We start from the raw sequence: 21,573 nt of genomic DNA, 5'->3' as shown, positions 1-21,573 counted from the left end.
ACACCCTCATCACTCGTTAAGCCGCGCCGCGATCGCTGTCCGGCGAATCCGCGACATGCCCGGCTTGCACCCGCCTGGCCACCACTCGCATCGGCAGATACTTCGGGTGTACCAGGGCGCCGATCACCGTCTCTTGCACCGCGATACCGGGCATCGGGCGCAGGCGCCAGCGCCCGCCGATCGTAGCAACCTGCAGGGCAACCTCGGTGAGCGAGAACACATTTCCCGGACACTGCCGGGTGCCCATACCGAACGGCAGGTACGCGCCCTTGGGCCGGGAATCCATTGCCGCGGGCAGCCAACGATCCGGGTCGAATCTGTCGGGATCCGGGAAGACCGCCGGATCCCGGTGTACCGCAACGGGACAGACGAGCAACATGGCCCCCGCCGGCAATGCCCTGCCACCGAGTTCATAGTTCGCCGGAACATCGCGGACGGTCAGCCACGGCGAGTACATGCGCAGGGTTTCGGTGACGATTCGCTTGGTCAGATCGAGCCGACCGAGATCGGCGAATTCGGCTGGGCGACCGCCCAGCACCGCATCGATCTCCGCATGGAAAGCGGCCTCCAGCTCGGGATTTCGGCCCAGCTCGTGGAATACCCAGGACAGCGTCATGCCGGTGGCCTCGGTGCCGCCGACGAGGAAGTTGATCAGCTCGTCGTGCACCTGGGCGTCGGTGAGTGCGATACCGTCCTCATCGCGAGCCTTGATCAGGGTATCCAGCAGGTCGCCGTGATCCAGATCCGGATCGGCGGCCAGATCAGCGCGATAGGCGGCGATGATCTTGCTGGTCGCCGACTGCATACCGGCGACGAGGTGGTCGAAGCGGCGGTTGCTGGGCAGTGGCAGCCTGTCGATCCAGGCCGGGCGGGTGACGCGGCGGGCGAGCAGCGTCATGACCGGTGTCAGCAGCTGGTGGATTTCCGCGCCGGTCTCCGCGCCCAGGTCGCCGCTGAACAGCGCCCCCGCGACCGTGCGCAGCGCGAGGTCGTGCATCTCCGTGTCGACGACCACCATTTGACCGTCGCGCCAGGCATCGGCCTGTGCCGCGCCCAGACGCGTCATCACGGTGGCGTACCGGGCGATGCGGCCGCGGGCGAAGGCCGGGGCGATCATCCGGCGTTCCCGTTTGTGCTGCGGACCCGAAAGCACTGTGACGCCAGCACCGAGCAGTGCCTGCGCGCGATCGATCATCGAACCCTGATCGGACAGGCCGACGAAGGCCTCGCGGATCAGGTCCGGTTCGGTGACCACATAGGTGTCGTATCCCGGAATCTTCACCCGCACCACGGGGCCGAGTTCCGACAGCGTCTGCAGGAAGCGGTAGGGCCTGCGGGCGAGGCGGTGTGAATGTCCGATGAGAGGCAGGGCTCCCGGAGCGGTCGGCACCGCGGCGGTGCCGGTCGGGCGGCTGGCGAGCCGGGCGGTCATCATGGGAGTCTCCTAGGCGTGGATCGACTTTCGCGCGCTCGATCGAGGGTTTCCGGTAGTCATCCGCGGGCGATGACGGCGTCGACACCGCCGATCTGTTCGACCCAATCGACATAGGCCGCCAGTCCGTCGGCCAGTGAGACGGTCGGCGCGTAGCCGAAATCCCGGGTGGCGGCGCCGGTGTCGTAGGTACTCGAAACGGTCAGTGCCGCGGTGGTCCAGCTGGACAGCGGTGGCGCGTACCGCTCTTTGATCGCGGGCACCCGCCATATCGTGTCGAAAACCGCTATGGCGGCGTCGAATACCGGTTTGGGGATGCCGCGAGTGGGTGGCGTCAGGTCCAGGGCGACGGCGAGATCCTCGACGAACTTCCACAGGTCGACATCCTCGGGATCGGCGAGGAAGTAGGCGTTGCCCGCGACCTGATCCGAGCGCGCCGCCTGCAGACAGGCCTGCGCGGCGTGCTCGCAGTAGGTGATCGAGACGATGACGTTCTTGCCACCGGAGAGGTCGGGCAGCTTGCCGGACTTCAACTTCCGCAGCAGCAGCGTCATCCAGCCGCAGGACCGCGGTCCCCAGATCATTCGCGGCCGCAGCGCGCAGGTCACGAAATCCGTGGTGTCGGTGGCCAGGACGAGCTGTTCGGCGGCGGCCTTGGTCGCCACGTAAAGGCTCTTCGGAGCGGTCACATACGGTTCGGACTCATCGATGCCGAAGCGGTCGGTGTCATAGGAGGTCGCCACCGAGGGACTGCTGACGAAGACGAACCTGCCGACACCAGCCTCCCGCGCTGCCCGCAGCAGCCGCCGGGTGCCCTCGACATTGGCCTCCCAGAACTGCGCCTGGCTGCCGACCTCGGCGACCAGCCCCGCGCTGTGATAGACGACATCGACGCCCTTGCACGCAGTGACCAGCGACTCGTAGTCGCCGAGATCGCCTGCCACCGTTTCGAGTTCGGGCACCGTCGACAGGTAACCGAGATCGCTCGACGGCCGGACGACAGCACGCACCTCGTCGCCCGCCGCCACCGCGGCATCGACGATATGGCTGCCGAGGAATCCGGATGCCCCGGTGACCAATGCCATCATGGCGCCATACCCTTTCCGGCCCAGACGGCCAATTCCTCGCGCCCGATCTTGGCGTTGTGCCGGATGTCGACCGGGAATCCGGGATGAGCGCGGAATACCTTGATGGACCTGGTGAATTCGCGCTCGCGCGCAATCGACCACAGCTCCCGCTGTACCCGGGGGATCTCGGATTCCGCTACCCCGGACCGTAGTTCGAAGCACAGCACCGGGATCTGCGCGCCCGGTGCGCCGACACCGACGAGTGCGGTGCGGTGCACATCCGGGTGGGTGTTGAAGATCTGCTCGCACTGGACGGTGAACAGGTCACCGGCCGCGGCCCGGACCCGCTGTGCCGCGCGGCCGCAGAACCACAGTCGACCGGAGTCGTCCTGCCAGGCCAGATCGCCGACGCGATGCCAGCGGCGCACGGTGCCGTCGGGGCCGGTCTCGTCGATCTTGTTGCGCGCATCGGCGGCCGGGTTGCGGTGATAGGCGGTGCTGACTTGGGCACCGGTGGCGACGATTTCGCCGATCTGTCCCGGTGCCAGCACGAGATCGCCGTGCCAGGTGGGGATTTCGTCATCGGAGATGGCGATGATCCGCACCCGTGTCTCGTTCGTGGACCCAGTGCTGCCGGATTCCGCGACCGGGCGGCCCACGCAGGTACCCGCGCCCTCGGCGGTCTGCTTGCGGGTTTCGTCGAGTTCAGACCATTCGAGGGTGGTCAGCGGCAATGCCTCGGTCGCACCGTAGGTGGTGAAGACGCGGGCCGACTCGCCGAGCGCGGCCCGAACACCCGCCAGCGCCGCCAGGTTCGCGGGGGCACCCATCGAGATGACCCGAACCAGGCTCGGCAGCGTGGTTCCGGTGCACGTCAGATAGTCGCCGAGCGGACCGAGCAGCGCGGGCGATGCGGTGATATCGGTGGCCTGGAAACTTCGGACGACATCGCTGAGCAGCGCCGGATCGACCTTGGACACCCGCACCGGATCGACCGGACCGAGCACCACGTGCGCGCCGTGGAGCAGATCGAAGATGCCGAACAGCGGTACCGAGGTGAGCGAGACGAAACCTGTTGGTCGGCCGTGCAACTGCTCGATGACCCGCAGCGAGGCGGCGAATCCGGCCCTGGTGAACTCCACCCCCTTGGCCGGTCCGGTACTGCCGGTGGTGAAGGCGATCATCAGCAGATCGTCGGGCGCATGCGCGATTTCGGGTGCGACCGCACCGGGCGTCCGGCGCATCGCGAGCAAAGTGTGCCCACCCCAGAACGAGCGTCCGGCGGTCACATGCACGTGCACCGAACCGAAGGTGCGCCGCGCCGCCAACCGCACCAGATGCGCCAGCGGTATGCCGATGAACGCCTCCGCACCGACACTGCGGAAACAATGCAGCATGCGCCGTACGCCCATGCCCGGATCCACCACCACCGGTACCGCACCGACCCGGAACAGCGCGAAGATCACCGCGAACAGATCGGGATCGGGCTCGATCATGACAATGGTCTTGACGCCCTTGGTGATTCCGATCCGTTCGAATGCCGCGGCATAGGCTTCGACCCGCGCGCCGAGTTCGGCGAAGGTCAGCACCGCGAAGGCGAGATCTGTCGCGCGCTCGGCGCGTTCGGGATGCGCGACCGTCGGATAGCTGATGGCGGGCAGGTCGGCGCGCTGCCGGATCCGGTGCTCCAGCAGTGCGCTGAGATCTGCGGGCTCCTGGCTCACCCCGCACCGCCGGCGGGAACGGTGTAGTTCACGCAGCCCGCGATCGGACCGGATCCCGCGGCGACCAAGAGCAATTCGTCACCGGCAGACAGTTCACCCGCCTCGAGCAACTGGTGGTAACCGATGATCAAGCCGGAACTGCCCGCGTCCAGGTCGCCGGTCGCGGCCTGATGTATCCGGGCGAAACCGAATTCGCTCGCCAGGGTCGCTGCGAAGTCGGGCACCGGACTATTGGTGACCAGCACGCGCTGCCTCTCCGGGCGTCCGGCGAGATATGAGCGCACCGCGGCGAATGCCGCGCCGCCGACCAATTCGGCGTAGTCGTCGGCGACATCGACGGTGATCGAACGTTGGCCGTCGTTACCCATCGCCTTCAGATCGAGGTAGCCGGCGACACCGGGATGGGTGCCGGCCGCGCGCGGCAATGGTGCCGGGATGTGCACGCGATCGAAGCCGGTGCCCGCATCGATACCCTTGGCCACCAGCAATGCGGCGCCGACCGCGGCATAGCGGAAGTCGGCCGGTGCGTGTGCGATACCGCCGGGATGGGCATCGCTGCCGACGATCAGCACCCGCTCGACCGTGCCGTTCTCCAGCAGCGCGCCCGCGGCCTGCAATGCGTTGAGCACGCCGCAGGCCCCATTGCGCAGATCGAGCGAGAAACCCGCCCGCGCGGAGCCGACCTGGTAGTCCAGGTGCATCCCCAATTCCTTCTGGATCAGGGCGGCATTGGACGGTTCGACGATATTGCTGTCGCGGTAGACGCCGACATTGATCAGCACATCGATATCGTTCGGCTCGACACCCGCCCCCGCGAGACACTCCCCGGCCGCCCGCACGGCGTGGTCGATGGAACCCAGGGTGGGGTCGGCGCTGACGGCGGACCGCCCGATAATGAACGTCATTTCATCCCACCAATGCGCTGATAGTTGCCGAAAGAACACCGAAGACCATTCCCGAGGCGGTGGGCACGAAACAGATCTTCGCCCCCTTGGGGATCTCGCCTCGGGAAATGTAGTCGTGTAGCACCAGGAAATGCGTACTTGCTCCGGTGTTGCCATACTTTTCGACGGTGGCAAGCCGTGGCGGCATGTCGGTGCCATGAATCTTGCTGCCGGATTCGGCGAGCTTCTCGGTGAAACCCACGCCGAGCTGATGGAACACGATGAAGTCGAACTTCTCGTCGGCGAATGTGGTGCCGCGCTTGGCGAGGATATCGCTGTGGAATTTCGCCCATGTTTCCCGGCGTGGCGCGGCTTGCATGGTGAGATTATCGGTCAACATGATCATGTTCTCGCTGGCATCGCTCGGCTTCGCGATACACAATGGCGAGTACTCGGCGCAGGTCGTCAGATCGACATAGTGCAGCACATCCGCCGCGTCGACCGCGGGATCCAGAATGACCGCGACCGCCGCATCCGCGAGAGTCAGCGCGGCGAACTGTGGATCGCGCGCATCGATGGCCTCGGCCAGCGCGCCTTCGGTCACCGGCGAGATCACCTCGGGCGTGACGACCATGCCATTGCGCACCACACCCGCGCGAATCAGATTGTCCAGCAGATAGATTCCGGTCATGGTGCCGCCGCAGGCATTCGCCACGTCATAACCGGAGGCATTGACCGCGCCGATGCGCCGGGCGATCTCCTGGGCGGCCGACGGTTCGAAGACCATGCGGAATCCGTCGTGCACCGTGGTGCCGCCGCAGATGACGATATCCAGGTCGGCGGCTTGCAAGCCGGACTTCGCCAGGGCATCTCGAGCAGCCCGCGTGCCGAGGGTGATGGTGTCCTCGATGGTGCGGTCGACCATATGGCGATGACCGATGCCGGTAATTCGCTCGACGTCGAATTCGCCGCCGCTCGTCATCCGACTCAGAACTTCCGAAGTGGTGTATTCGCCGGCCGGAAGGGCGGCTCCAAGGGCGCGTAATCGGGAAGAATTCACCGTAGCGGACCTTTCGACAGAGACGGGCAGCACGAACTTCCCGGCTGGCACGACAATGGCCGCGGGCAGACATGCGGGAATTCCGTTCCAGGAGACAAGGGGAACAGGGAGTTCCGAAATCAACACTGATTTCGGCATTCGGGATCCGGATTACCCGACCCTGGGCAATCCGTCCGACAATGCCGAGCATACGGCGCACCGCACATTGTCACCAGCCCGCCGACACAACCGTGCTACTGGCGAGTCACATCGTTGCTGGAAAATCGAGATCTGACATGATCACATTATGAAGAATGTCACCGTCGATATCCGTGAACTATCACAGCGCAACGGTGCCCCGACCGCCCGGCAGTAAGCTCCGCACGACCGACGAACCGCGCCGACCACGAGGGGCCCACCCTGGACACCACCGAACTCGCTGTGCCACACCGACATCCGCGTTCCGCCTGGGAGATGCGATGACCGCGGACCTCATCGTCTGCGGACTCGGACCCGCCGGTCGCGCACTCACGCACCGCTGTCTCGCGCACGGAATGTCGGTCACCGCAATCGATCCCGCGCCGAGTCGGCGCTGGTCGGCGACGTATGCGGGGTGGTACGACGAGTTGCCGCGGTGGCTGGATCCGTCAGTCATCGCCACCACCGTTACGCATCCGACCGCCTGGGGTACACGGCCGCATCGACTCGACCGAACCTATGTCGTCTTCGATTCCACGGCGCTGCGCGATTCGCTGAATCTCGATGGCGCACAAATAGTTGCCGATCGCGTTGTCGAAATTCGGCACAACACTGTGACTTTGGCTTCGGAAACAAAATTCAGTGCCGAACGTGTTATCGACGCACGAGGAATTCCCCGCGCCCCTGGACGCGCCGAGCAAACCGCGTACGGCGTGGTCGTGCCAAGCGACACCGACATCGCCCCCCTCTTCATGGACTGGCGCGCCGACAACGGCACGGAACCCGATGCGCCACGGTCGTTTCTGTACGCGGTGCCCCTGAGTGCGGAGACGATGCTGCTGGAGGAAACCTGCCTCGCCGGACGTCCCGCCTTGGATACCACCGTGCTGCGCGAGCGCCTGCACTACCGGTTGCGTTCGCGCGGAATCGAACTCACCGGGAGTGAACAGGTCGAACGTGTGCGGTTCCCGGTGCAGGGCGGCCGCCCCGGACCACGACGGTTCGGCGCGGCGGGCGCATTCACCCATCCTGCAACGGGGTACAGCGTCACCGCCGCACTCGCCGCCGCCGACACTGTCGCCCTCGATGCATCGGCATGGCCCGCCCAGGCGCGAGTGGTACACACCTTGCGGTCGGCGGGCCTGCGTGCGCTGCTCGCACTGCCGCCCGCCGACCTTCCCGTCTTCTTCGATACCTTTTTCACCCTGCCGCCGCATCTGCAACGGGCCTATCTTTCGGGTCGCACCGATCTCGGCGGCACCGTCGCCGCCATGCGCACCCTCTTCGCCACCCTGCCGGCACCGCTGCGTCGGCGCGTCGCGACCGCGACACTCGGGATTCCGATTCGCTCGCCTATTCGAATCGGTTCGTCCATGATGGAGTGATGGCACGAGCTATCTGGAAGGGCTCGATTGCGTTCGGGCTGGTAAACGTCCCTGTCAAGGTGTACACCGCCACCGAGGACCACGACATTCGGTTCCACCAGGTGCATGCCAAGGACGGTGGCCGGATCAAGTACGACCGTGTCTGCACGGTCTGTGGCAAGTCCGTGCAGTACGCCGATATCGATAAGGCTTATGAATCACCCGAGGGCGATAAGGTCATCCTGACCGACGAGGACTTCTCGAAGCTGCCCGCCGCCGAGAAGCACGAGATACCGGTGCTGCAGTTCGTACCGAACGACCAGATCGACCCGATTCTGTTCGAGAAGAGCTACTACCTGGAACCCGACTCGAATACTCCCAAGGCCTACGTCCTGCTGGCGACCACGCTCGAGCGCATCGATCGGACCGCGCTCGTACATTTCACGCTCCGGCAGAAGACCAGGCTCTCGGCGTTGCGGGTGCGCGACGGCGTGCTGGTGCTGCAGACGCTGCTGTGGCCCGACGAGGTCCGTTCCGTCGATTTCGAATCCCTCGACGGTGTCGCCGAGCCGAAGCCGCAGGAGATCAAGATGGCCGAGACGCTGGTCGAGACCATGTCCGACGATTTCGATCCCGACCAATTCACCGACGAGTACCAGATCGAACTGAAGAAGGTGCTCGACGACGCCATCGCCAGCGGCACCGGGAAGGTCGTCACCCAGCCCGAGGAGGCGCCCGCCGCGATGGATGCCGAGGTCGTCGACCTGGTGGCCGCACTGCAACGCAGCCTGGAGGCCAGTGGACGGCGGGCCGCGGAGAGTTCCGGCAAGGCGGCCGCCGAGCCCAAGGCCAAGGCGGCGCCGGCCGAGAAGGCAACCAAGGCAGCGGCCAAGAAGACCGCCGCCAAGAAGACCGCGAAGAAGGCGACCGCCCGCAAGGGCGCATGACCCGAGAACCCGCGTACTCCGGGAGCGCAATACCGCCTCGGCGGCACTGATGACGCTCGATGGTTCGTCCCCGTGACATCGGTGACGATGTTCGTCGGTCCGAATCCGAATGAGCCCGAACTGGATGCCACCGACGAGGCGCTGACCGCGGTGCCGCCCGGCACCGAGCGGGCGCTGATCCGCCGCGGCCGACTGGCCGGAGCGGGGCGCCCGCTAGCCCGGATCAGAACATGCCGTGCGGGAGCTGGTCGGCGTCGGGCACCGGCTGTACCACATCCCAGTGCTCGGTGATCACGCCGTCGACAAGTCGCCAGATATCCACCACCGCCACGCCGCGGGCATCCTCGGACGTGATCATGTGGTAGTGCACGACGGCGTATTCGGCATCGGTGATGACCCGTTTGATGTCCAGTCGGGCGGTGGCCACCGGTGCGCTCGCGGTGAACTCGATGAAGGCGTCACGGCCGGACGGATTGCCCGGACTGTGCTCGATGAAGTTCTCGTGCAACAGGTTTCGCAGTACCTCGATATTGCCCTTACCGAACTCGGCGAGGCCGTGCAGTAGGAGATCCTTATTGCGGGTTGCCAGGTTGTTCGTCATGCCGGTAACCGTCGCAAGCAGATGGTAAGCCTGTCGATTACCAGGCATGTAATGGTGGCGCCCCGCACGGTGTGGTGATACTGGCCGGGTGGATAGTGAACGTCCCGTCGGGGCGCTGCTGCGCGAGTGGCGGCTGCGGCGCAGGCTCAGCCAGCTCGACTTGTCCGTCCAGTCGGGTATTTCGACCCGGCATGTGAGCTTCGTGGAGACCGGGCGCACCATTCCGAGCCCGGCGATGGTCGAGCGGTTCGCCGACCATCTGGACATCCCGCTGCGCGAACGCAATCGACTGCTGGTAGCCGCCGGATACGCCCCGACGTACCGGCATCGCGCGCTCGACGATCCGGATCTTGCGCAGGCGCGCGCCGCGATCCGGCGAGTACTCGACGCCCATGAACCGTTTCCCGCGCTGGCCATCGATCGACAGTGGAATCTCTTGTTCGCCAACGCCGCGGCCGGTGTGTTCTTCGAAGGGGTCGCCGCGGAGTTGCTCCAGCCACCGATCAACATGATGCGAATCGGTCTGCATCCCAACGGGTTCGCACCGCGCGTGCGGAATATCGAACAGGTGCGTGGTTTCCTGCTGCCTCGGCTCGCGCGGCAGGCAGCGCTGTCCGGGGATCCCGAATTGGCCGTCCTGCATGCGGAATTGAGTGCGTTCGCATCGGAAGACGTTTTTCCGCAGGTAGATCCGTCCGAAGTCGCACTGCCGATTCAGCTCGATCATCGCGGCACCCCGCTGTCGCTGTTCAATACGATCATGCGGTTCGGCGCAGCCTTCGATGTGACGCTCGATGAGATCGCCATCGAGTCCTACTTCCCTGCGGATCCGGCGACCAGCGCCTACTTGCATTCACTCGCTGAGTAGTGCGATGCGGTCTTTGGGGAATGCGATGACGATCACGACGGCGCTGGTCACCGAGAGGACCGCCGAGACGCAGGCGGCTCAGGACTCGGCAGCCCGCGCTTTTCCCTCCTCGAAGAAGTCGAGCAGAGCGGCGGCGCTGTTCACCTCCTCGCGCGGGCGCAGCGCGCCGAACGGGGCATTCCAGAATTCGCCGGTGCGCGGCGTCCACGGGCCGACATAGGCGTATGGACCCGGATGTGCCGAATCTCCCGGTGACACACCGTAATTGACCTCATTGACGGTGCTGGACAGATCGAAATGCTCAGGCCACAGCACCGGTATGACGTCGGGCGCGGTACAGCGCAGCATCGAATCGCCGAGTGCGAACCAGTCCGCGACGAGCTTTGCCGCCGCCGGGTCGATAGCGAACTGGTCGCCGGGGTCGACTCCGGTGGTGTCGGCGTAGACATTGGCCGGTGCCTCGGGTTCGAAGCCCGCGGCGGCGGCGACCTTGTCGAAGGTGCCCACGAGCGCGACCCGGCCCTCCGGCCACACCAGATCTGTGCCGACCACCGACACCGGCCACTGCGCACCGCCGAAACCACCGTGCACCACCCGTAGTCGGATGGTCCCGAACCGCCGATATTGTGGGCCCGCGATCAACAACTCCCCCACCGCGTGCAGCGCGAGCCGGGTGTCCCGATACGTGATGTCATCCACCCGCAAATCATCGCCGCTGCGGCCCGCGCGCGCTGGCGAATCGCACAGCGCAATCAGGACGGAAGGGCGATGACCGCCGGTCTCCAGCTCGATCGCACCGGAGATGCCGTTCACGCTGCTCACACCGGTCGATTCGAACCACTCACCGATGCGCGACCGGGTCGATGCGGTTTGCGATGACCTCGTGTCTGCTATGTTCGGCCGCATATGCAGCGCCTGGCCGACGGCGACATCGGGGCCGGTCGGCGACCGGAATCAACGCGTCTTCGTCGGCACGCACGATCCGCACCCGCTCCGATTCGGGCGCGGGCGGCAGCCCGGGTGACGCCCAGCGCCGTGCTGATCATCGATGGCGCGCCGACACCGCGCTCCGCTGGCTCGGGAACGCATATCATCAAGTGTGTCGCAGAGGTGAGGACAGCGCCGAGGAGTTGCCGAGGGGAAGGACACCGCCGTGGAATTCCGAGTTCCGGTCATCGATATCTCGTGCTATGTAGGCGATGGCTCCACGGCCGAGCGTCGGACCGTCGCCCGCGAAATCGACATCGCCGCAAGCACCGTCGGCTTCATGCAGATCACCGGCCACGCCATTCCACAGCCGGTGCTCGATGACTTCGCGTCCGCACTCGACAGCTTCTTCGACCTCGATCCGGCGACCAAACGGGCCTATCGCACCCCGCCCGAGATCAATCGCGGCTATTCCCCGCCGCAGAGCGAAAGCCTCAGCCTGAGCCTCGGCGTCGCATACGCCACCCGCATGAACGATTACTTCGAGGCATTCAATGTGGGCATATCGGCGGCCGCCTATCCGGAGGTCGAGTTGCCGGCGCAGGATTATGCCGAAAACCTCTGGCCGACAGAGGTTCCCGGCTTCCGCGCACCCGTGGAAACCTACTTCGCGCATGCGGCACGGATCGCGCGCACCCTCACCACCATCTTCGCCGACGCCCTCGAACTGCCGTCGGGCTACTTCACCGAGTTCACCGACCATTCGCTCGACGTCCTGCGGATGAACAACTACGCACTGCCACCGGGCAGCGTGGATCTGGACGGCGAACTCACCGGCATGGGCGAACACACCGACTACGGCATCGTCACCGTCCTGTGGGCGGATCAGGCCCCCGGCCTCCAGGTCGTCGGCTCCGACAACCGCTGGCACGATGTGCAGCCCGCCGACAATGCGCTGCTGGTCAACCTAGGTGACGTCATGGCGCGCTGGACCAACGAACGTTGGCTGTCCACCCTGCACCGCGTCATGCCGCCGATCACCGACGGCACTATCCGACGACGGCGCAGCGCGGCCTTTTTCCACGACGGCAATCCGGACGCTGTCATCGAAACGCTCCCGTCCTGCGTCGGCGCGGGCAGTAAGTACGCCCCGATCACCGTCGCCGAGCACCTGCGCACAAAACTCGCTGGTTCCCGCGCCCTACAACCCAATACCAATGCCACCCGCGAAGCAGCACGCGTCGTCGCGGCGGCAAGCACCGAACGCCTCGCGGAGTGACCGCACCACTCATTTGCGGAACTTGGTCTCCAACTCGGCCAGTGTCGCTTGCAGGTCCGCCGCGTCATTCGTCTTGAAGATGCCCTGGAATCCGGCCTCCGCGCGGATGGCCGCCTCGACCTCGGGATCGTGGTAGAGCTGCACCAGCGCGAGCAGCTTCGAGTTGTCCCTGTCTTCGGCGCGGGCGGCGAAGACATTGATGTACTGCTTCAGTTCCGGGCGTTCCGGATCGTCGGTGAAGATGGTCTCGTTCTTGGTGAGCCCGGCGGGGCGGGCGAAGGTGTCATCGACGAACGCCGCGTCGACACTGTCCAAGGACTGCGCGGTCAGCGTCGGATCGATGGTCTTCAATGTCACCCTGGACGCGTCGGTGTCCACATCCTCGATCTTCGAATCCCAGCTCGCACCGCCCTTCAGCACGACCAGCCCGGCGGCGGCCAGGCCGAGCAGCGGGCGGACCTGGTTGGCGGGGTTGTTGCTCAGGGTGATCTGGCCGCCTTCGGGAATCTCCGCCACCGACTTGTGCTTGCGCGAGTACAGCGTGAGCGGGTAGATCTCGGTCGCGCCGATCGGTACCAGGCTGTCGCTATTGCGAACGTTGTAGTTGGCCAGATACCGCACATGCTGGAACTTGTTGAGATCGATCCGCCCTTGTGCCAGTGCCGGATTCGGCTGGTTGTAGTCGGTGAAGTTGACGAATTCGACCGTGATGCCTTGTTCGGCGGCCTTGTTCTTGTATACATCCCAATGCGGCAGCGAGATGTCGTTCACACCGATGCGCACGACATCCTCATGGTGCTCCCGACCACAGGCGACCCCACCGGCGGCCAGGGCGAGAAGCAAGGGGATCACCAGAACACGGCGCAACAATCGCATTGCAGGCAACCTAGACGCTCGTCCAACTAGTTGCCAGGGTTTCGCTCAGGCCAATCCAAACCGTTGTCCCCGCCCTGGGCGCATCGCTTGGATTACCGGGTTCATATTGCGACAAGCATTCGGGAGCACGAGTGAAATTCCATCGGGTACTGGCGATCCCGGTCCTGGTAGCCACCACCGCCCTCACCCTGACGGCGTGCGGCAACGACGACAAGGCTTCCTCCGCCAACGTAGTGCGCATCGGCACCACCGACAAGGACCATGCCTGGGACGTCTTCGAGGAGAAGGCGAAGGCGCAGGGCATCACGCTACGGATCACCAACTTCTCCGATTACAAGCAGCCGAATCTGGCACTGTCGCAAAAACAGATTGATCTCGATCTGTTCCAGCATCTGCAGTTCCTCGGCGCCTACAACGTCGCCAACAATGACACCCTGACGCCGATCGCCTCGACCTACATCGTGCCGCTCGGGCTCTACTCCAAGAAGCACAAGTCGCTCACAGATCTGCCGCAGGGTGCCGAGATCGCGATTCCGAACGATCCGACCAATCAGGCGCGAGCACTGTTCGTGTTGCAAGCTGCCGGTTTGCTGAAGCTCGCCGGCGACAGCAAGGCACCGACGCCTGCCGATATCGATAAGGGCGCGTCCAAGGTCAAGGTGACCCCGGTCGACGCCGCGCAGACCGCGCTCTCACTGGCCTCGGTCGACGGATCGATCATCAACAACACCTTCCTCGATCGCTCCGGCATCGACCCCAATTCGGCACTCTACAAGGATGATCCGAAGAATCCGGCTGCCGAGCCGTACATCAATGTCGTGGTGTCCAGGGCCGAGGACAAGAACAGCGAGCTCTATCAGAAGGTGGCCCAGCTCTGGCACGATCCGCAGGTGCAGCAGGCGCATGCCGAGGTCACCAAGAACACCGCGGTCGAAGTGCGGCGCAGCGGTCCCGAGCTGGAGCAGATCCTGGCCAGGGTGCAGCAGACCATCAAAGACGGCAAGTGAGCGAGCAGACGATCCCTGCCGTCGAATTCCGCTCGGTCACCAAGGTTTTCGGCAAGGGCGCGGATAAACAGGTGGCGCTCGACAGTATCGACCTGCGCATCGAACAGGGCGAAATCTTCGGTGTGATCGGCTATTCCGGCGCGGGCAAGAGCACACTGGTCCGGCTGATCAACGCACTGGAGAAGCCGACCACCGGCACCATCGAGGTCTCCGGCACGCCCATCACAGGTGTGCGGGAGGCCGAGGTGCGCCGCATCCGCCGAGATATCGGCATGGTGTTCCAACAGTTCAACCTGTTCCGATCGCGCACGGCCGCAGGCAATATCGAGTATCCGCTGAAGGTCGCGGGCTGGAAGCGTGCGGAGCGCAAGGCACGGGTCCGGGAGCTGCTGGAGTTCGTCGGGCTCGCCGATAAGGCTCGCAGCTATCCGGATCAGCTCTCGGGCGGTCAGCAGCAACGGATCGGCATCGCACGAGCACTGGCGACCTCGCCGTCGCTGCTGCTCGCCGACGAATCGACCTCGGCGCTGGATCCGGAGACCACCGGTGAGGTGCTGCGGCTGTTACGGAAGATCAATCGCGAACTCGGCGTCACCATTGTGGTGATCACGCACGAGATGGATGTGATCCGTGCGGTGGCCGATCGGGTCGCGGTGCTCGCCGAGGGCAGGATCGTGGAATTGGCCAGCACCTTCGAGGTTTTCGCGACCCCGCGGGCGGCACCGACGCAGTCGTTCGTCGAGACTGTGCTACACAATCGGCCCGATGCCGAGGAATTGCGACGGCTCGGTGAGCTGCACGGTGGGCGGTTGGTCACCGTGGATATCGATGACAAGCGTGGGATCGGTGCGGCACTGGCCGCGGCCGCGCATGCCGGTATCGGGTTCGAGGTGGTGTACGGCGGGGTGAGTACGTTGCAGGACAAGACATTCGGCAGCATGACGCTGGCCCTGCAAGGTCCGGACGACGATGTGGACAAGGTGATCGAGGAACTCGATCACCGCTAGCGACTGCGTGCAGATCGCTCGAAACGATCTGCATCGGCTGAAAGGGAGCCGTGCATACGGATTGGGAAAAACTCCGACCGGTATTGACCGAGGCCATCGGCACCACCATCTATCTGGTGCTGCTCACCTTCGTCGTCGGCGGATTGATCGGGCTGTTCCTCGGCACCGCCCTCTACACCACCCGCAAGGGCGGGCTGCTGGCGAATACGCCGATCAATGTGCTGCTCAATGTGCTGGTCAATGTGGTCCGGCCGATTCCGTTCATCATTCTGCTCGCGGCACTCGGTCCGGTCACCCTGGAAGTGGTCGGGACGACCATCGGCACGGAGGCGGCGGCCTTCGTCATGATCGTGGCGGCGTCGTTCGGCATCGCCCGCATCGTGGAACAGAATCTGGTCACGGTGGATCCGGGCGTCATCGAAGCGGCCAGGGCCGTCGGCGCCGGACCGCTGCGGATCATTTTGACGCTGCTGATCCCGGAAGCGTTGGGGCCGTTGGTGCTCGGCTACACCTTCGTGGTGATCGCCATCGTCGATATGTCCGCCATGGCCGGCACGGTCGGCGGCGGTGGGCTCGGGGATTTCGCGCTGGTCTACGGATATCAGCGCTTCGACTGGCAGGTCACCCTGGTCGCCACGCTGATCATTATCGTCGGCGTGCAGGGGATTCAATTCCTGGGCAATATCATTGCCCGAAAGGTGCTGCGCCGCTGAACCCTCGCTGCGGCGACAACCGAGTGTGCCGACGACCCGGATCACGTCGAGAGCACACTCGGGTTTCCGTCAGCCCGCGTTCGCGGTGCACTGTGAATCGACGATGCGCGGTTCGCGCGGCGCCGAGCTGCCGAAGTTCAGCAGTGGCGGCGGTGCGGTCGGCCCGGCATTGGCGATCGCCTGCTGCTCGGCCTCGGCCCGAGTCGGCGCCCAGGCCCAGCCCAAGTGATCATCGCCGTTGCGGGCCACGGCCGCGCACGCATTGGCGAACTGCACGATGACATGACAGCTGGACAGTCCGCACTGCTGCACCGCGGCGCGATCCGAATCCGCCCAGTTCGAGTAGTTGTACGCCCATCCAAGCGTCGCGTCGCCGCGTGATGAGACCGAAATTGCCAGCGAGCCGTAGAGGCCCTCGTCCGCCTGTGCGGCACCGGCCCCGGCAACGAATGCACCCGCGGACGCGGCCACCAGACCCATGGCAGCCTTGGACGATAGTGACATGTCTTGCGCTCCCCAGTTCCGAAATAGCTTCGGATCGACATCCTGACCGTTCCGATCCGAAATGTCCAAATCTTTGTATCGCCAGAGCTGGGCAACCGTTGGTCGAGGATCCCCCAGCGCCACGGCACCTCTCGCCGCGGATGGTGCACAACCCCGCGGCGGCAGCGACACCACCCTCTCGATGCGACGCGGCGGCCGCCCGGAAGAGGTAGCCGAAGCTATCACCTGGCTACTGTCCGAGCGAGCGACCTACGTCACCGGAACCTTCATCGATCTCGCCGGTGGGCGATGAGGGCGCCGCCGACACTCCGCCTGCCGACGCGCCGACACAGCGACACCTTTTGCTGCCAAAACCCTGCTCTTCGAGTGCCTTTCGCATTTTCGCGCGATGTATGCGATGAATACCGTTGTGGGGTCGACTGTGCAGGCAAGAGGGAGGGTGACCTCGATGCTGGTTGTCAACGAACGGGAGACGCAACGACCCGAACAGTGTGTGCTCGATTGGATGCGCACTTGGAACGGTCAATACGTCATTGTGGGGCTTGCTGTTTCGGGGTATCCGATACCCGATGGCGACCCAGGTGGCACGACACGGCAGCTGGACGTGGTGGTCATTACTCCGCGGGCTGTAGTCGTGATCGAAGTCCAGGAGATCACCGCCGAGGTGACCGGCGGGGTACTGTCGGTGCGGGCCGACGGGCACTGGCAGCTTTCCGGATTCGATGGGGAGCCGGTTTCCCGCCGGGACAGTGATCCATTCGGCCAGGTGACCAATGATGCGTATCTGCTGAGCCAGCTGGTGCGCAGGCAGCACCCGGACGCCTTGGTCGACCGGCTCATCGTGGTCGTGCCGCCCCGAGACGCGACCATCACACTGGACATCGAATCGCGAAAGCCCGGCGGTACTGTCGTCCTCGGCTCGTCGGCGCAGCTGCGAGCCTGGTTCCTGCGAACGGCGAACCGCAAGCTGATCTGGACCGCGGAGCAGGCGTACGAACTGCTCGGCGAGCTCGGCCTTGCGGATGCGGTCACCATCGAAGAGCTTGTGGTCGAAGGATTTCCGTCACAAACCAGACGACCCGAACCTCCCGCATCGAGGGTGCTGGTGCAGGCCCATGCGTCGTCCGCGCTGGGCGCCGTGGAACTGTCCGACGACACTCGCATGTCGTCGAACATGTCACCCACCAGGACTCCATACCCGCCATGGCTGCCGGCCGACATCGAGGAGGAAGTGTCGGAAAGCGTGGCACCATCGCGGCCCGAGGCCGGTACCGATATGGACGCACACGCCCAGGTATCCGTGCCGCCGGAACCGCAGCCGGTGGATCATCCGGAGGCGATGCAGGCACCGCCGGCACCGCAGTTGTCGTCGGCATTCACCGACCGTTGGTCGTCGTGGATCGAACCCGACGGGTTGGCGGATGTGCCTCCGTCTCACCGCGACCTCGACCGTCGAGGTCGTCCACACCGAGAGCCGCGCCTGCGGAACTGGCTGCCGACCCCACCGAATTTTGTGGCAACGGCGGCACCACAGCTGTCGAAGGCGAGCCTTCAGCCTTCGGCGCCGACTGGGCCGGAACCTCGATCTGCGGAAGGGCCGCGGCATTGGACCGCGACCGGATCGGGGTCGCTGTCAGACATTGAGCCGCGATCATTGTCGACAGCACCGGCCCAGCCTTCGGCGATGGTCGACGCGCAACCGGTATCGGAGCACGAGCCACCGCGTTCATCGGCGGTTCGAGCGCAACCACCGATGATGACCGAGCCACGACCTCTGCGATCGTTGCGGCCGGTCAGCGCACCCGCCGCGCAGCGTACGCATCAGGCTTCGACTCCTCGGCTGGCGTCCGCTATGCGCGCCTGTGTTGCCACCGTGGCCGCCAAGGGGACGAGGCTCATCGCGGGCCTGCCGCAACTGCTCGCGACAGCGGTGGTGATCGGGGTGGTTGTCGCCACGACCTGGTTACTTATTTCCGAAGGTGTGCACCCGAAACCGACTGTCGTCGAGCCCCGCCCGGAATCGAGCACCGAACCGGCGGTGCTGCCACAACTACCGGCCCCGACCGAGTCACCTGCGGCGCACTGCTTCCCATTCCAACAGCAGTGCTGATCGACACGAGCCACGCACTGTGCTCAGTGCGTGGCTCGTCATCGTGCGCGCGATAGGCCTGTCGCCGCAGGCGTATACGCGGTACTAGACCGTGAAGCCCAAGGCGCGGAGCTGTTCGCGACCGTCCTCGGTGATCTTGTCGGGGCCCCACGGGGGCATCCAGACCCAGTTGATCTTGAGGTCTTCGACCAGGCCGGAGCGGACCAAAGCATTGCGTGACTGGTCCTCGATGACATCGGTCAGGGGGCAGGCCGCCGAGGTGAGGGTCATATCGAGGGTGGCGATATTGTCCTGGTCGACGCTCATGCCGTAGACCAGGCCGAGGTCGACGACATTGATGCCGAGTTCGGGGTCGACGACGTCGCGCATCGCCTCCTCGATGTCCTCCAGCTGCTTGATGTCCTCGGCCGAAAGCTCGACCTGCTCGGTCGTTTCGGTGACTGGTGTCTCACTCATGACGATTTCCCATTCGTGGAGATGTCGCTGCCCATGATCCGCTTGGCCTCCTCCGCGGAGGTTATCCGGATCACCGCATCCTTGAAAGCCAGCCAGCCGAGCAGTGCGCATTTGACCCGCGCCGGGTACTTGGACACGCCGCTCAGCGCGATGCCGTCGCCGATCATGTCCTCATCGCCCTCGACGGTGCCGCGGCTGGAGATCATCTCGTTGTACGAGTCGACCACCTTCAACGCCTGCTGCACCGGCAGTCCGATCACCTGATCGGTGAGGATCGAGGTGGCGGCCTGACTGATCGAACAGCCTTGACCGTCATAGGACACGTCGGCGACATCACCATTGCCGTCGAGCTGGACACGCAAGGTCACCTCGTCACCGCAGGTCGGGTTGACGTGGTGCACCTCGGCACCGAACGGCTCCCGCAGCCCGCGGTGGTGCGGGTGCTTGTAGTGATCCAGGATCACTTCCTGGTACATCTGCTCCATGCGCATGTCTTATGCAACTCCGAAGAAGCTCTGGGCCTTCCGCACGGCGGCTACCAGCTGGTCTACCTCATCGAGGGTGTTGTACACCGCGAATGAGGCACGGGCGGTGGCCGGAATGCCGAGACGCCGCATCAGCGGCCAGGCGCAGTGGTGGCCCACCCGAACGGCCACGCCCTCGTCGTCGAGAATCTGCCCGACGTCATGGGCGTGAATGCCCTCGACCACGAACGACACCGCGCCGCCGCGACCGATATTCTCGGTCGGTCCGATGATCCGCACGCCCGCGATCGCCGCGAGTCCATCCAATGCCGCACCGGTGAGCGCGTGCTCGTGTGCCGCAACGGCTTCCATGCCGATCTGCTCGAGATACCGTACGGCCGCACCCAATCCGACCACCTGTGAGGTCATCGGCACACCGGCCTCGAACCGCTGCGGCGGCGGCGCGTAGGTGCTGCCCTCCATCGTGACGGTCTCGATCATCGAACCGCCGGTGATGAACGGCGGGGTCTGCTCGAGCAGCGCCCGCCGCCCGTAGAGCACGCCGACACCGGACGGTCCGAGCATCTTGTGCCCGGAGAATGCGGCGAAGTCGACATCGAGTTCATGGAAGTTCACCGGCATATGCGGCACCGACTGGCAGGCGTCGAGCACCGTCAGCGCGCCGACTTCCTTCGCCCGGCGGACCATTTCGGCGACGTCGCTGACCGCGCCGGTCACATTCGACTGATGTGTGAACGCGACAACCTTGGTGGCGGTCGACAATTCGAACGAATCGAGATCGATCCGGCCGTCATCGGTGATGCCGTACCACTTCAGGGTCGCGCCGGTCCGGCGCGCAAGCTCCTGCCACGGAACGAGATTCGCGTGATGCTCGAGCTCGGTGATGACGATCTCGTCGCCCGGACCGACGTGGTACGGGAAGCGATCATCGGAAAAGGCGTACGTCACCAGATTCAGCGATTCGGTCGCGTTCTTGGTGAAGACGATCTCGTCCGCGTCCGCACCGACGAATCGGCCGATATCGGCGCGTGCGCCCTCATATGCGTCGGTGGCCTCCTCGGCCAATTGGTGCGCACCGCGGTGTACGGCCGAATTGCGCTCGGTGAGGAACTCGCGTTCCGCGTCGAGCACGGCGAGGGGACGTTGCGAGGTCGCGCCGGAGTCCAGGTACACCAACGGCTTCCCGTCCCGAACCGTCCGGCTCAGGATCGGGAAGTCGGCCCGGATCCGGGCGACGTCGAGGGTACGGACCGTGGCGGTCATATCAGGCTCCAGCGGTAGCGGACTGGGGGACGGCAGTCGGCGCAGCCGACGGGGTGGGTGAGCCCTGAGTAAAACGGACATAGCCGTTCGCATCGAGTTCTTCGGCCAGTTCGGCGCCGCCCTCGGCGACGATGCGGCCGCCGACGAATACGTGCACGAATTCGGGCTGGATGTAGCGCAGGATGCGGGTGTAGTGCGTGATCAGCAGGATGCCACCGTGCTCGCGCTCCTTGTAGCGGTTGACACCCTCGGACACGATGCGCAGCGCGTCGACGTCCAGGCCGGAGTCGGTCTCGTCCAGGATGGCGATCTTCGGCTTGAGCAGACCCAGCTGCAGGATCTCGTGGCGCTTCTTCTCGCCACCGGAGAAACCCTCGTTCACGCTGCGATCGGCGAAGGCGGCGTCGATTTCCAGCTCGTTCATCGACTCCTTCACCTCCTTGATCCAGGTGCGCAACTTGGGGGCCTCGCCGCGGACCGCGGTGGCGGCGGTGCGCAGGAAGTTCGACATCGAGACACCGGGGACCTCGACCGGGTACTGCATGGCAAGGAACAGACCCGCGCGCGCCCGCTCGTCGACCGACATCGCGAGCACATCCTCGCCGTCGAGGGTGATCGAACCGGAGGTCACCGTGTACTTCGGGTGTCCGGCGATCGCGTACGACAGGGTCGACTTGCCGGAGCCGTTCGGGCCCATGATGGCGTGGGTCTCACCGGAGGAGATGGTGAGGTTCACGCCGTTGAGGATCTTGATGGGCTCGCCGGACTCGTCCGGATTGGCGACCTCGACGTGCAGGTCCTTGATTTCCAGGGTGGTCATCG

Annotated in this window: 21 protein-coding genes and 1 pseudogene; 9 read left to right on the top strand and 13 right to left on the bottom strand. The window is 65.1% G+C overall.

What is annotated here, in order from left to right; genetic code table 11:
- Nucleotides 1-16: 16 nt before the first annotated feature.
- From AB0L58_RS02505 to AB0L58_RS02485, 5 genes are read right to left on the bottom strand one after another with little or no spacing between them, the layout of a single operon-like run.
- The gene (locus AB0L58_RS02505) at nucleotides 17-1,435 is read right to left on the bottom strand and encodes a cytochrome P450 (RefSeq protein ID WP_364379684.1); all 1,419 of its coding nucleotides are present in this window, start codon (nucleotides 1,433-1,435) and stop codon (nucleotides 17-19) included.
- Nucleotides 1,436-1,491: 56 nt separating this feature from the next.
- Nucleotides 1,492-2,520: an NAD-dependent epimerase/dehydratase family protein gene (locus AB0L58_RS02500; protein ID WP_364379681.1), complete on the bottom strand. Its 1,029-nt coding sequence runs from the start codon at nucleotides 2,518-2,520 to the stop codon at nucleotides 1,492-1,494.
- Nucleotides 2,517-4,223: a fatty acid CoA ligase family protein gene (locus AB0L58_RS02495; RefSeq protein WP_364379678.1), complete on the bottom strand. Its 1,707-nt coding sequence runs from the start codon at nucleotides 4,221-4,223 to the stop codon at nucleotides 2,517-2,519. The genes AB0L58_RS02500 and AB0L58_RS02495 overlap by 4 nt, the downstream gene beginning before the upstream one ends.
- A complete protein-coding gene (locus AB0L58_RS02490; protein ID WP_364379675.1) occupies nucleotides 4,220-5,128 on the bottom strand; it encodes a hypothetical protein in 909 nt (302 codons plus the stop codon). The genes AB0L58_RS02495 and AB0L58_RS02490 overlap by 4 nt, the downstream gene beginning before the upstream one ends.
- Before the next feature lies 1 nt (nucleotide 5,129).
- Nucleotides 5,130-6,089, bottom strand: a complete 960-nt coding sequence (locus AB0L58_RS02485; protein ID WP_364379673.1) for a 3-oxoacyl-[acyl-carrier-protein] synthase III C-terminal domain-containing protein — start codon at nucleotides 6,087-6,089, stop codon at nucleotides 5,130-5,132.
- A 536-nt stretch (nucleotides 6,090-6,625) separates the two neighbouring features.
- Between AB0L58_RS02485 and AB0L58_RS02480 the strand changes: the two genes are divergently transcribed.
- Complete coding sequence (locus AB0L58_RS02480; protein ID WP_364379670.1) at nucleotides 6,626-7,729, top strand: lycopene cyclase family protein; 1,104 nt, start codon at nucleotides 6,626-6,628, stop codon at nucleotides 7,727-7,729.
- On the top strand, nucleotides 7,729-8,655 hold the full coding sequence (locus AB0L58_RS02475; protein ID WP_364379667.1) for a Ku protein: 927 nt from the start codon (nucleotides 7,729-7,731) through the stop codon (nucleotides 8,653-8,655). The genes AB0L58_RS02480 and AB0L58_RS02475 overlap by 1 nt, the downstream gene beginning before the upstream one ends.
- Before the next feature lie 223 nt (nucleotides 8,656-8,878).
- On the opposite strand, the gene AB0L58_RS02470 is transcribed toward AB0L58_RS02475, so the two are convergent.
- Nucleotides 8,879-9,256 carry a nuclear transport factor 2 family protein gene (locus AB0L58_RS02470; protein ID WP_364379664.1) on the bottom strand — a complete coding sequence of 126 codons (378 nt, stop codon included), beginning with the start codon at nucleotides 9,254-9,256 and terminating at the stop codon, nucleotides 8,879-8,881.
- A gap of 88 nt (nucleotides 9,257-9,344) precedes the next feature.
- Here AB0L58_RS02470 and AB0L58_RS02465 point away from each other — a divergent pair, with 88 nt between their 5' ends.
- On the top strand, nucleotides 9,345-10,124 hold the full coding sequence (locus tag AB0L58_RS02465; RefSeq protein WP_364379661.1) for a helix-turn-helix domain-containing protein: 780 nt from the start codon (nucleotides 9,345-9,347) through the stop codon (nucleotides 10,122-10,124).
- Nucleotides 10,125-10,202: 78 nt separating this feature from the next.
- Here the strand turns inward: AB0L58_RS02465 and AB0L58_RS02460 are convergent, their stop codons facing one another.
- A complete protein-coding gene (locus AB0L58_RS02460) occupies nucleotides 10,203-10,946 on the bottom strand; it encodes a hypothetical protein (protein ID WP_364379658.1) in 744 nt (247 codons plus the stop codon).
- A 331-nt stretch (nucleotides 10,947-11,277) separates the two neighbouring features.
- Between AB0L58_RS02460 and AB0L58_RS02455 the strand changes: the two genes are divergently transcribed.
- A complete protein-coding gene (locus AB0L58_RS02455; RefSeq protein WP_364379655.1) occupies nucleotides 11,278-12,330 on the top strand; it encodes a 2-oxoglutarate and iron-dependent oxygenase domain-containing protein in 1,053 nt (350 codons plus the stop codon).
- 9 nt (nucleotides 12,331-12,339) lie between these two features.
- Here the strand turns inward: AB0L58_RS02455 and AB0L58_RS02450 are convergent, their stop codons facing one another.
- Nucleotides 12,340-13,206, bottom strand: coding sequence for a MetQ/NlpA family ABC transporter substrate-binding protein (locus tag AB0L58_RS02450; protein WP_364379652.1), 867 nt, complete (start codon nucleotides 13,204-13,206; stop codon nucleotides 12,340-12,342).
- A gap of 188 nt (nucleotides 13,207-13,394) precedes the next feature.
- Here AB0L58_RS02450 and AB0L58_RS02445 point away from each other — a divergent pair, with 188 nt between their 5' ends.
- The 3 genes from AB0L58_RS02445 to AB0L58_RS02435 are packed head-to-tail and all read left to right on the top strand — an operon-like array spanning nucleotide 13,395 to nucleotide 15,933.
- Nucleotides 13,395-14,213 (top strand): MetQ/NlpA family ABC transporter substrate-binding protein, encoded by an 819-nt coding sequence (locus AB0L58_RS02445; protein ID WP_364380196.1) that lies wholly within the window; start codon nucleotides 13,395-13,397, stop codon nucleotides 14,211-14,213.
- The gene (locus tag AB0L58_RS02440; protein ID WP_364379649.1) at nucleotides 14,210-15,220 is read left to right on the top strand and encodes a methionine ABC transporter ATP-binding protein; all 1,011 of its coding nucleotides are present in this window, start codon (nucleotides 14,210-14,212) and stop codon (nucleotides 15,218-15,220) included. The genes AB0L58_RS02445 and AB0L58_RS02440 overlap by 4 nt, the downstream gene beginning before the upstream one ends.
- A 50-nt stretch (nucleotides 15,221-15,270) precedes the next feature.
- Nucleotides 15,271-15,933 (top strand): methionine ABC transporter permease, encoded by a 663-nt coding sequence (locus AB0L58_RS02435; RefSeq protein ID WP_364379646.1) that lies wholly within the window; start codon nucleotides 15,271-15,273, stop codon nucleotides 15,931-15,933.
- Nucleotides 15,934-16,002: 69 nt separating this feature from the next.
- Here the strand turns inward: AB0L58_RS02435 and AB0L58_RS02430 are convergent, their stop codons facing one another.
- Complete coding sequence (locus AB0L58_RS02430; RefSeq protein ID WP_364379643.1) at nucleotides 16,003-16,437, bottom strand: DUF4189 domain-containing protein; 435 nt, start codon at nucleotides 16,435-16,437, stop codon at nucleotides 16,003-16,005.
- 166 nt (nucleotides 16,438-16,603) lie between these two features.
- On the opposite strand from AB0L58_RS02430, the pseudogene AB0L58_RS02425 reads away from it, so the two are divergent.
- Nucleotides 16,604-16,729, top strand: a pseudogene (locus AB0L58_RS02425) (SDR family oxidoreductase); the annotation flags it as partial.
- Between the two features lie 156 nt (nucleotides 16,730-16,885).
- A complete protein-coding gene (locus AB0L58_RS02420) occupies nucleotides 16,886-18,547 on the top strand; it encodes an NERD domain-containing protein (RefSeq protein ID WP_364379640.1) in 1,662 nt (553 codons plus the stop codon).
- Between the two features lie 84 nt (nucleotides 18,548-18,631).
- Here AB0L58_RS02420 and AB0L58_RS02415 read toward each other — a convergent pair whose 3' ends face one another.
- Genes AB0L58_RS02415 through sufC form a run of 4 tightly spaced genes read right to left on the bottom strand, consistent with a single transcriptional unit; the run spans nucleotide 18,632 to nucleotide 21,571 of the window.
- Nucleotides 18,632-19,003, bottom strand: a complete 372-nt coding sequence (locus AB0L58_RS02415) for a metal-sulfur cluster assembly factor (RefSeq protein WP_364379637.1) — start codon at nucleotides 19,001-19,003, stop codon at nucleotides 18,632-18,634.
- Nucleotides 19,000-19,494, bottom strand: coding sequence for a Fe-S cluster assembly sulfur transfer protein SufU (gene sufU / locus AB0L58_RS02410; RefSeq protein ID WP_364379634.1), 495 nt, complete (start codon nucleotides 19,492-19,494; stop codon nucleotides 19,000-19,002). The genes AB0L58_RS02415 and sufU overlap by 4 nt, the downstream gene beginning before the upstream one ends.
- A gap of 3 nt (nucleotides 19,495-19,497) precedes the next feature.
- On the bottom strand, nucleotides 19,498-20,751 hold the full coding sequence (locus tag AB0L58_RS02405) for a cysteine desulfurase (protein ID WP_364379631.1): 1,254 nt from the start codon (nucleotides 20,749-20,751) through the stop codon (nucleotides 19,498-19,500).
- A gap of 1 nt (nucleotide 20,752) precedes the next feature.
- Nucleotides 20,753-21,571, bottom strand: coding sequence for a Fe-S cluster assembly ATPase SufC (gene sufC / locus AB0L58_RS02400; RefSeq protein ID WP_364379628.1), 819 nt, complete (start codon nucleotides 21,569-21,571; stop codon nucleotides 20,753-20,755).
- Between the last annotated feature and the right edge of the window lie 2 nt (nucleotides 21,572-21,573).

It is taken from the genome of Nocardia sp. NPDC052112 (assembly GCF_040680135.1).
Classification (GTDB): domain Bacteria; phylum Actinomycetota; class Actinomycetes; order Mycobacteriales; family Mycobacteriaceae; genus Nocardia.
The sequence above is the reverse complement of the archived record's forward strand: the minus strand, read 5'-3'. Positions and strand labels throughout refer to the sequence as shown.

What these genes read in the sequence shown, in the direction of transcription:
- AB0L58_RS02505 (WP_364379684.1), bottom strand. Translation starts at nt 1,435, where the DNA reads ATGATGACCGCCCGGCTCGCCAGCCGCCCGACCGGCACCGCCGCGGTG.
- AB0L58_RS02500 (WP_364379681.1), bottom strand. Translation starts at nt 2,520, where the DNA reads ATGATGGCATTGGTCACCGGGGCATCCGGATTCCTCGGCAGCCATATC.
- AB0L58_RS02490 (WP_364379675.1), bottom strand. Translation starts at nt 5,128, where the DNA reads ATGACGTTCATTATCGGGCGGTCCGCCGTCAGCGCCGACCCCACCCTG.
- AB0L58_RS02485 (WP_364379673.1), bottom strand. Translation starts at nt 6,089, where the DNA reads ATGACGAGCGGCGGCGAATTCGACGTCGAGCGAATTACCGGCATCGGT.
- AB0L58_RS02480 (WP_364379670.1), top strand. Translation starts at nt 6,626, where the DNA reads ATGACCGCGGACCTCATCGTCTGCGGACTCGGACCCGCCGGTCGCGCA.
- AB0L58_RS02475 (WP_364379667.1), top strand. Translation starts at nt 7,729, where the DNA reads ATGGCACGAGCTATCTGGAAGGGCTCGATTGCGTTCGGGCTGGTAAAC.
- AB0L58_RS02470 (WP_364379664.1), bottom strand. Translation starts at nt 9,256, where the DNA reads ATGACGAACAACCTGGCAACCCGCAATAAGGATCTCCTACTGCACGGC.
- AB0L58_RS02450 (WP_364379652.1), bottom strand. Translation starts at nt 13,206, where the DNA reads ATGCGATTGTTGCGCCGTGTTCTGGTGATCCCCTTGCTTCTCGCCCTG.
- AB0L58_RS02430 (WP_364379643.1), bottom strand. Translation starts at nt 16,437, where the DNA reads ATGTCACTATCGTCCAAGGCTGCCATGGGTCTGGTGGCCGCGTCCGCG.
- AB0L58_RS02420 (WP_364379640.1), top strand. Translation starts at nt 16,886, where the DNA reads ATGCTGGTTGTCAACGAACGGGAGACGCAACGACCCGAACAGTGTGTG.
- AB0L58_RS02415 (WP_364379637.1), bottom strand. Translation starts at nt 19,003, where the DNA reads ATGAGTGAGACACCAGTCACCGAAACGACCGAGCAGGTCGAGCTTTCG.
- sufU (WP_364379634.1), bottom strand. Translation starts at nt 19,494, where the DNA reads ATGCGCATGGAGCAGATGTACCAGGAAGTGATCCTGGATCACTACAAG.
- AB0L58_RS02405 (WP_364379631.1), bottom strand. Translation starts at nt 20,751, where the DNA reads ATGACCGCCACGGTCCGTACCCTCGACGTCGCCCGGATCCGGGCCGAC.
- sufC (WP_364379628.1), bottom strand. Translation starts at nt 21,571, where the DNA reads ATGACCACCCTGGAAATCAAGGACCTGCACGTCGAGGTCGCCAATCCG.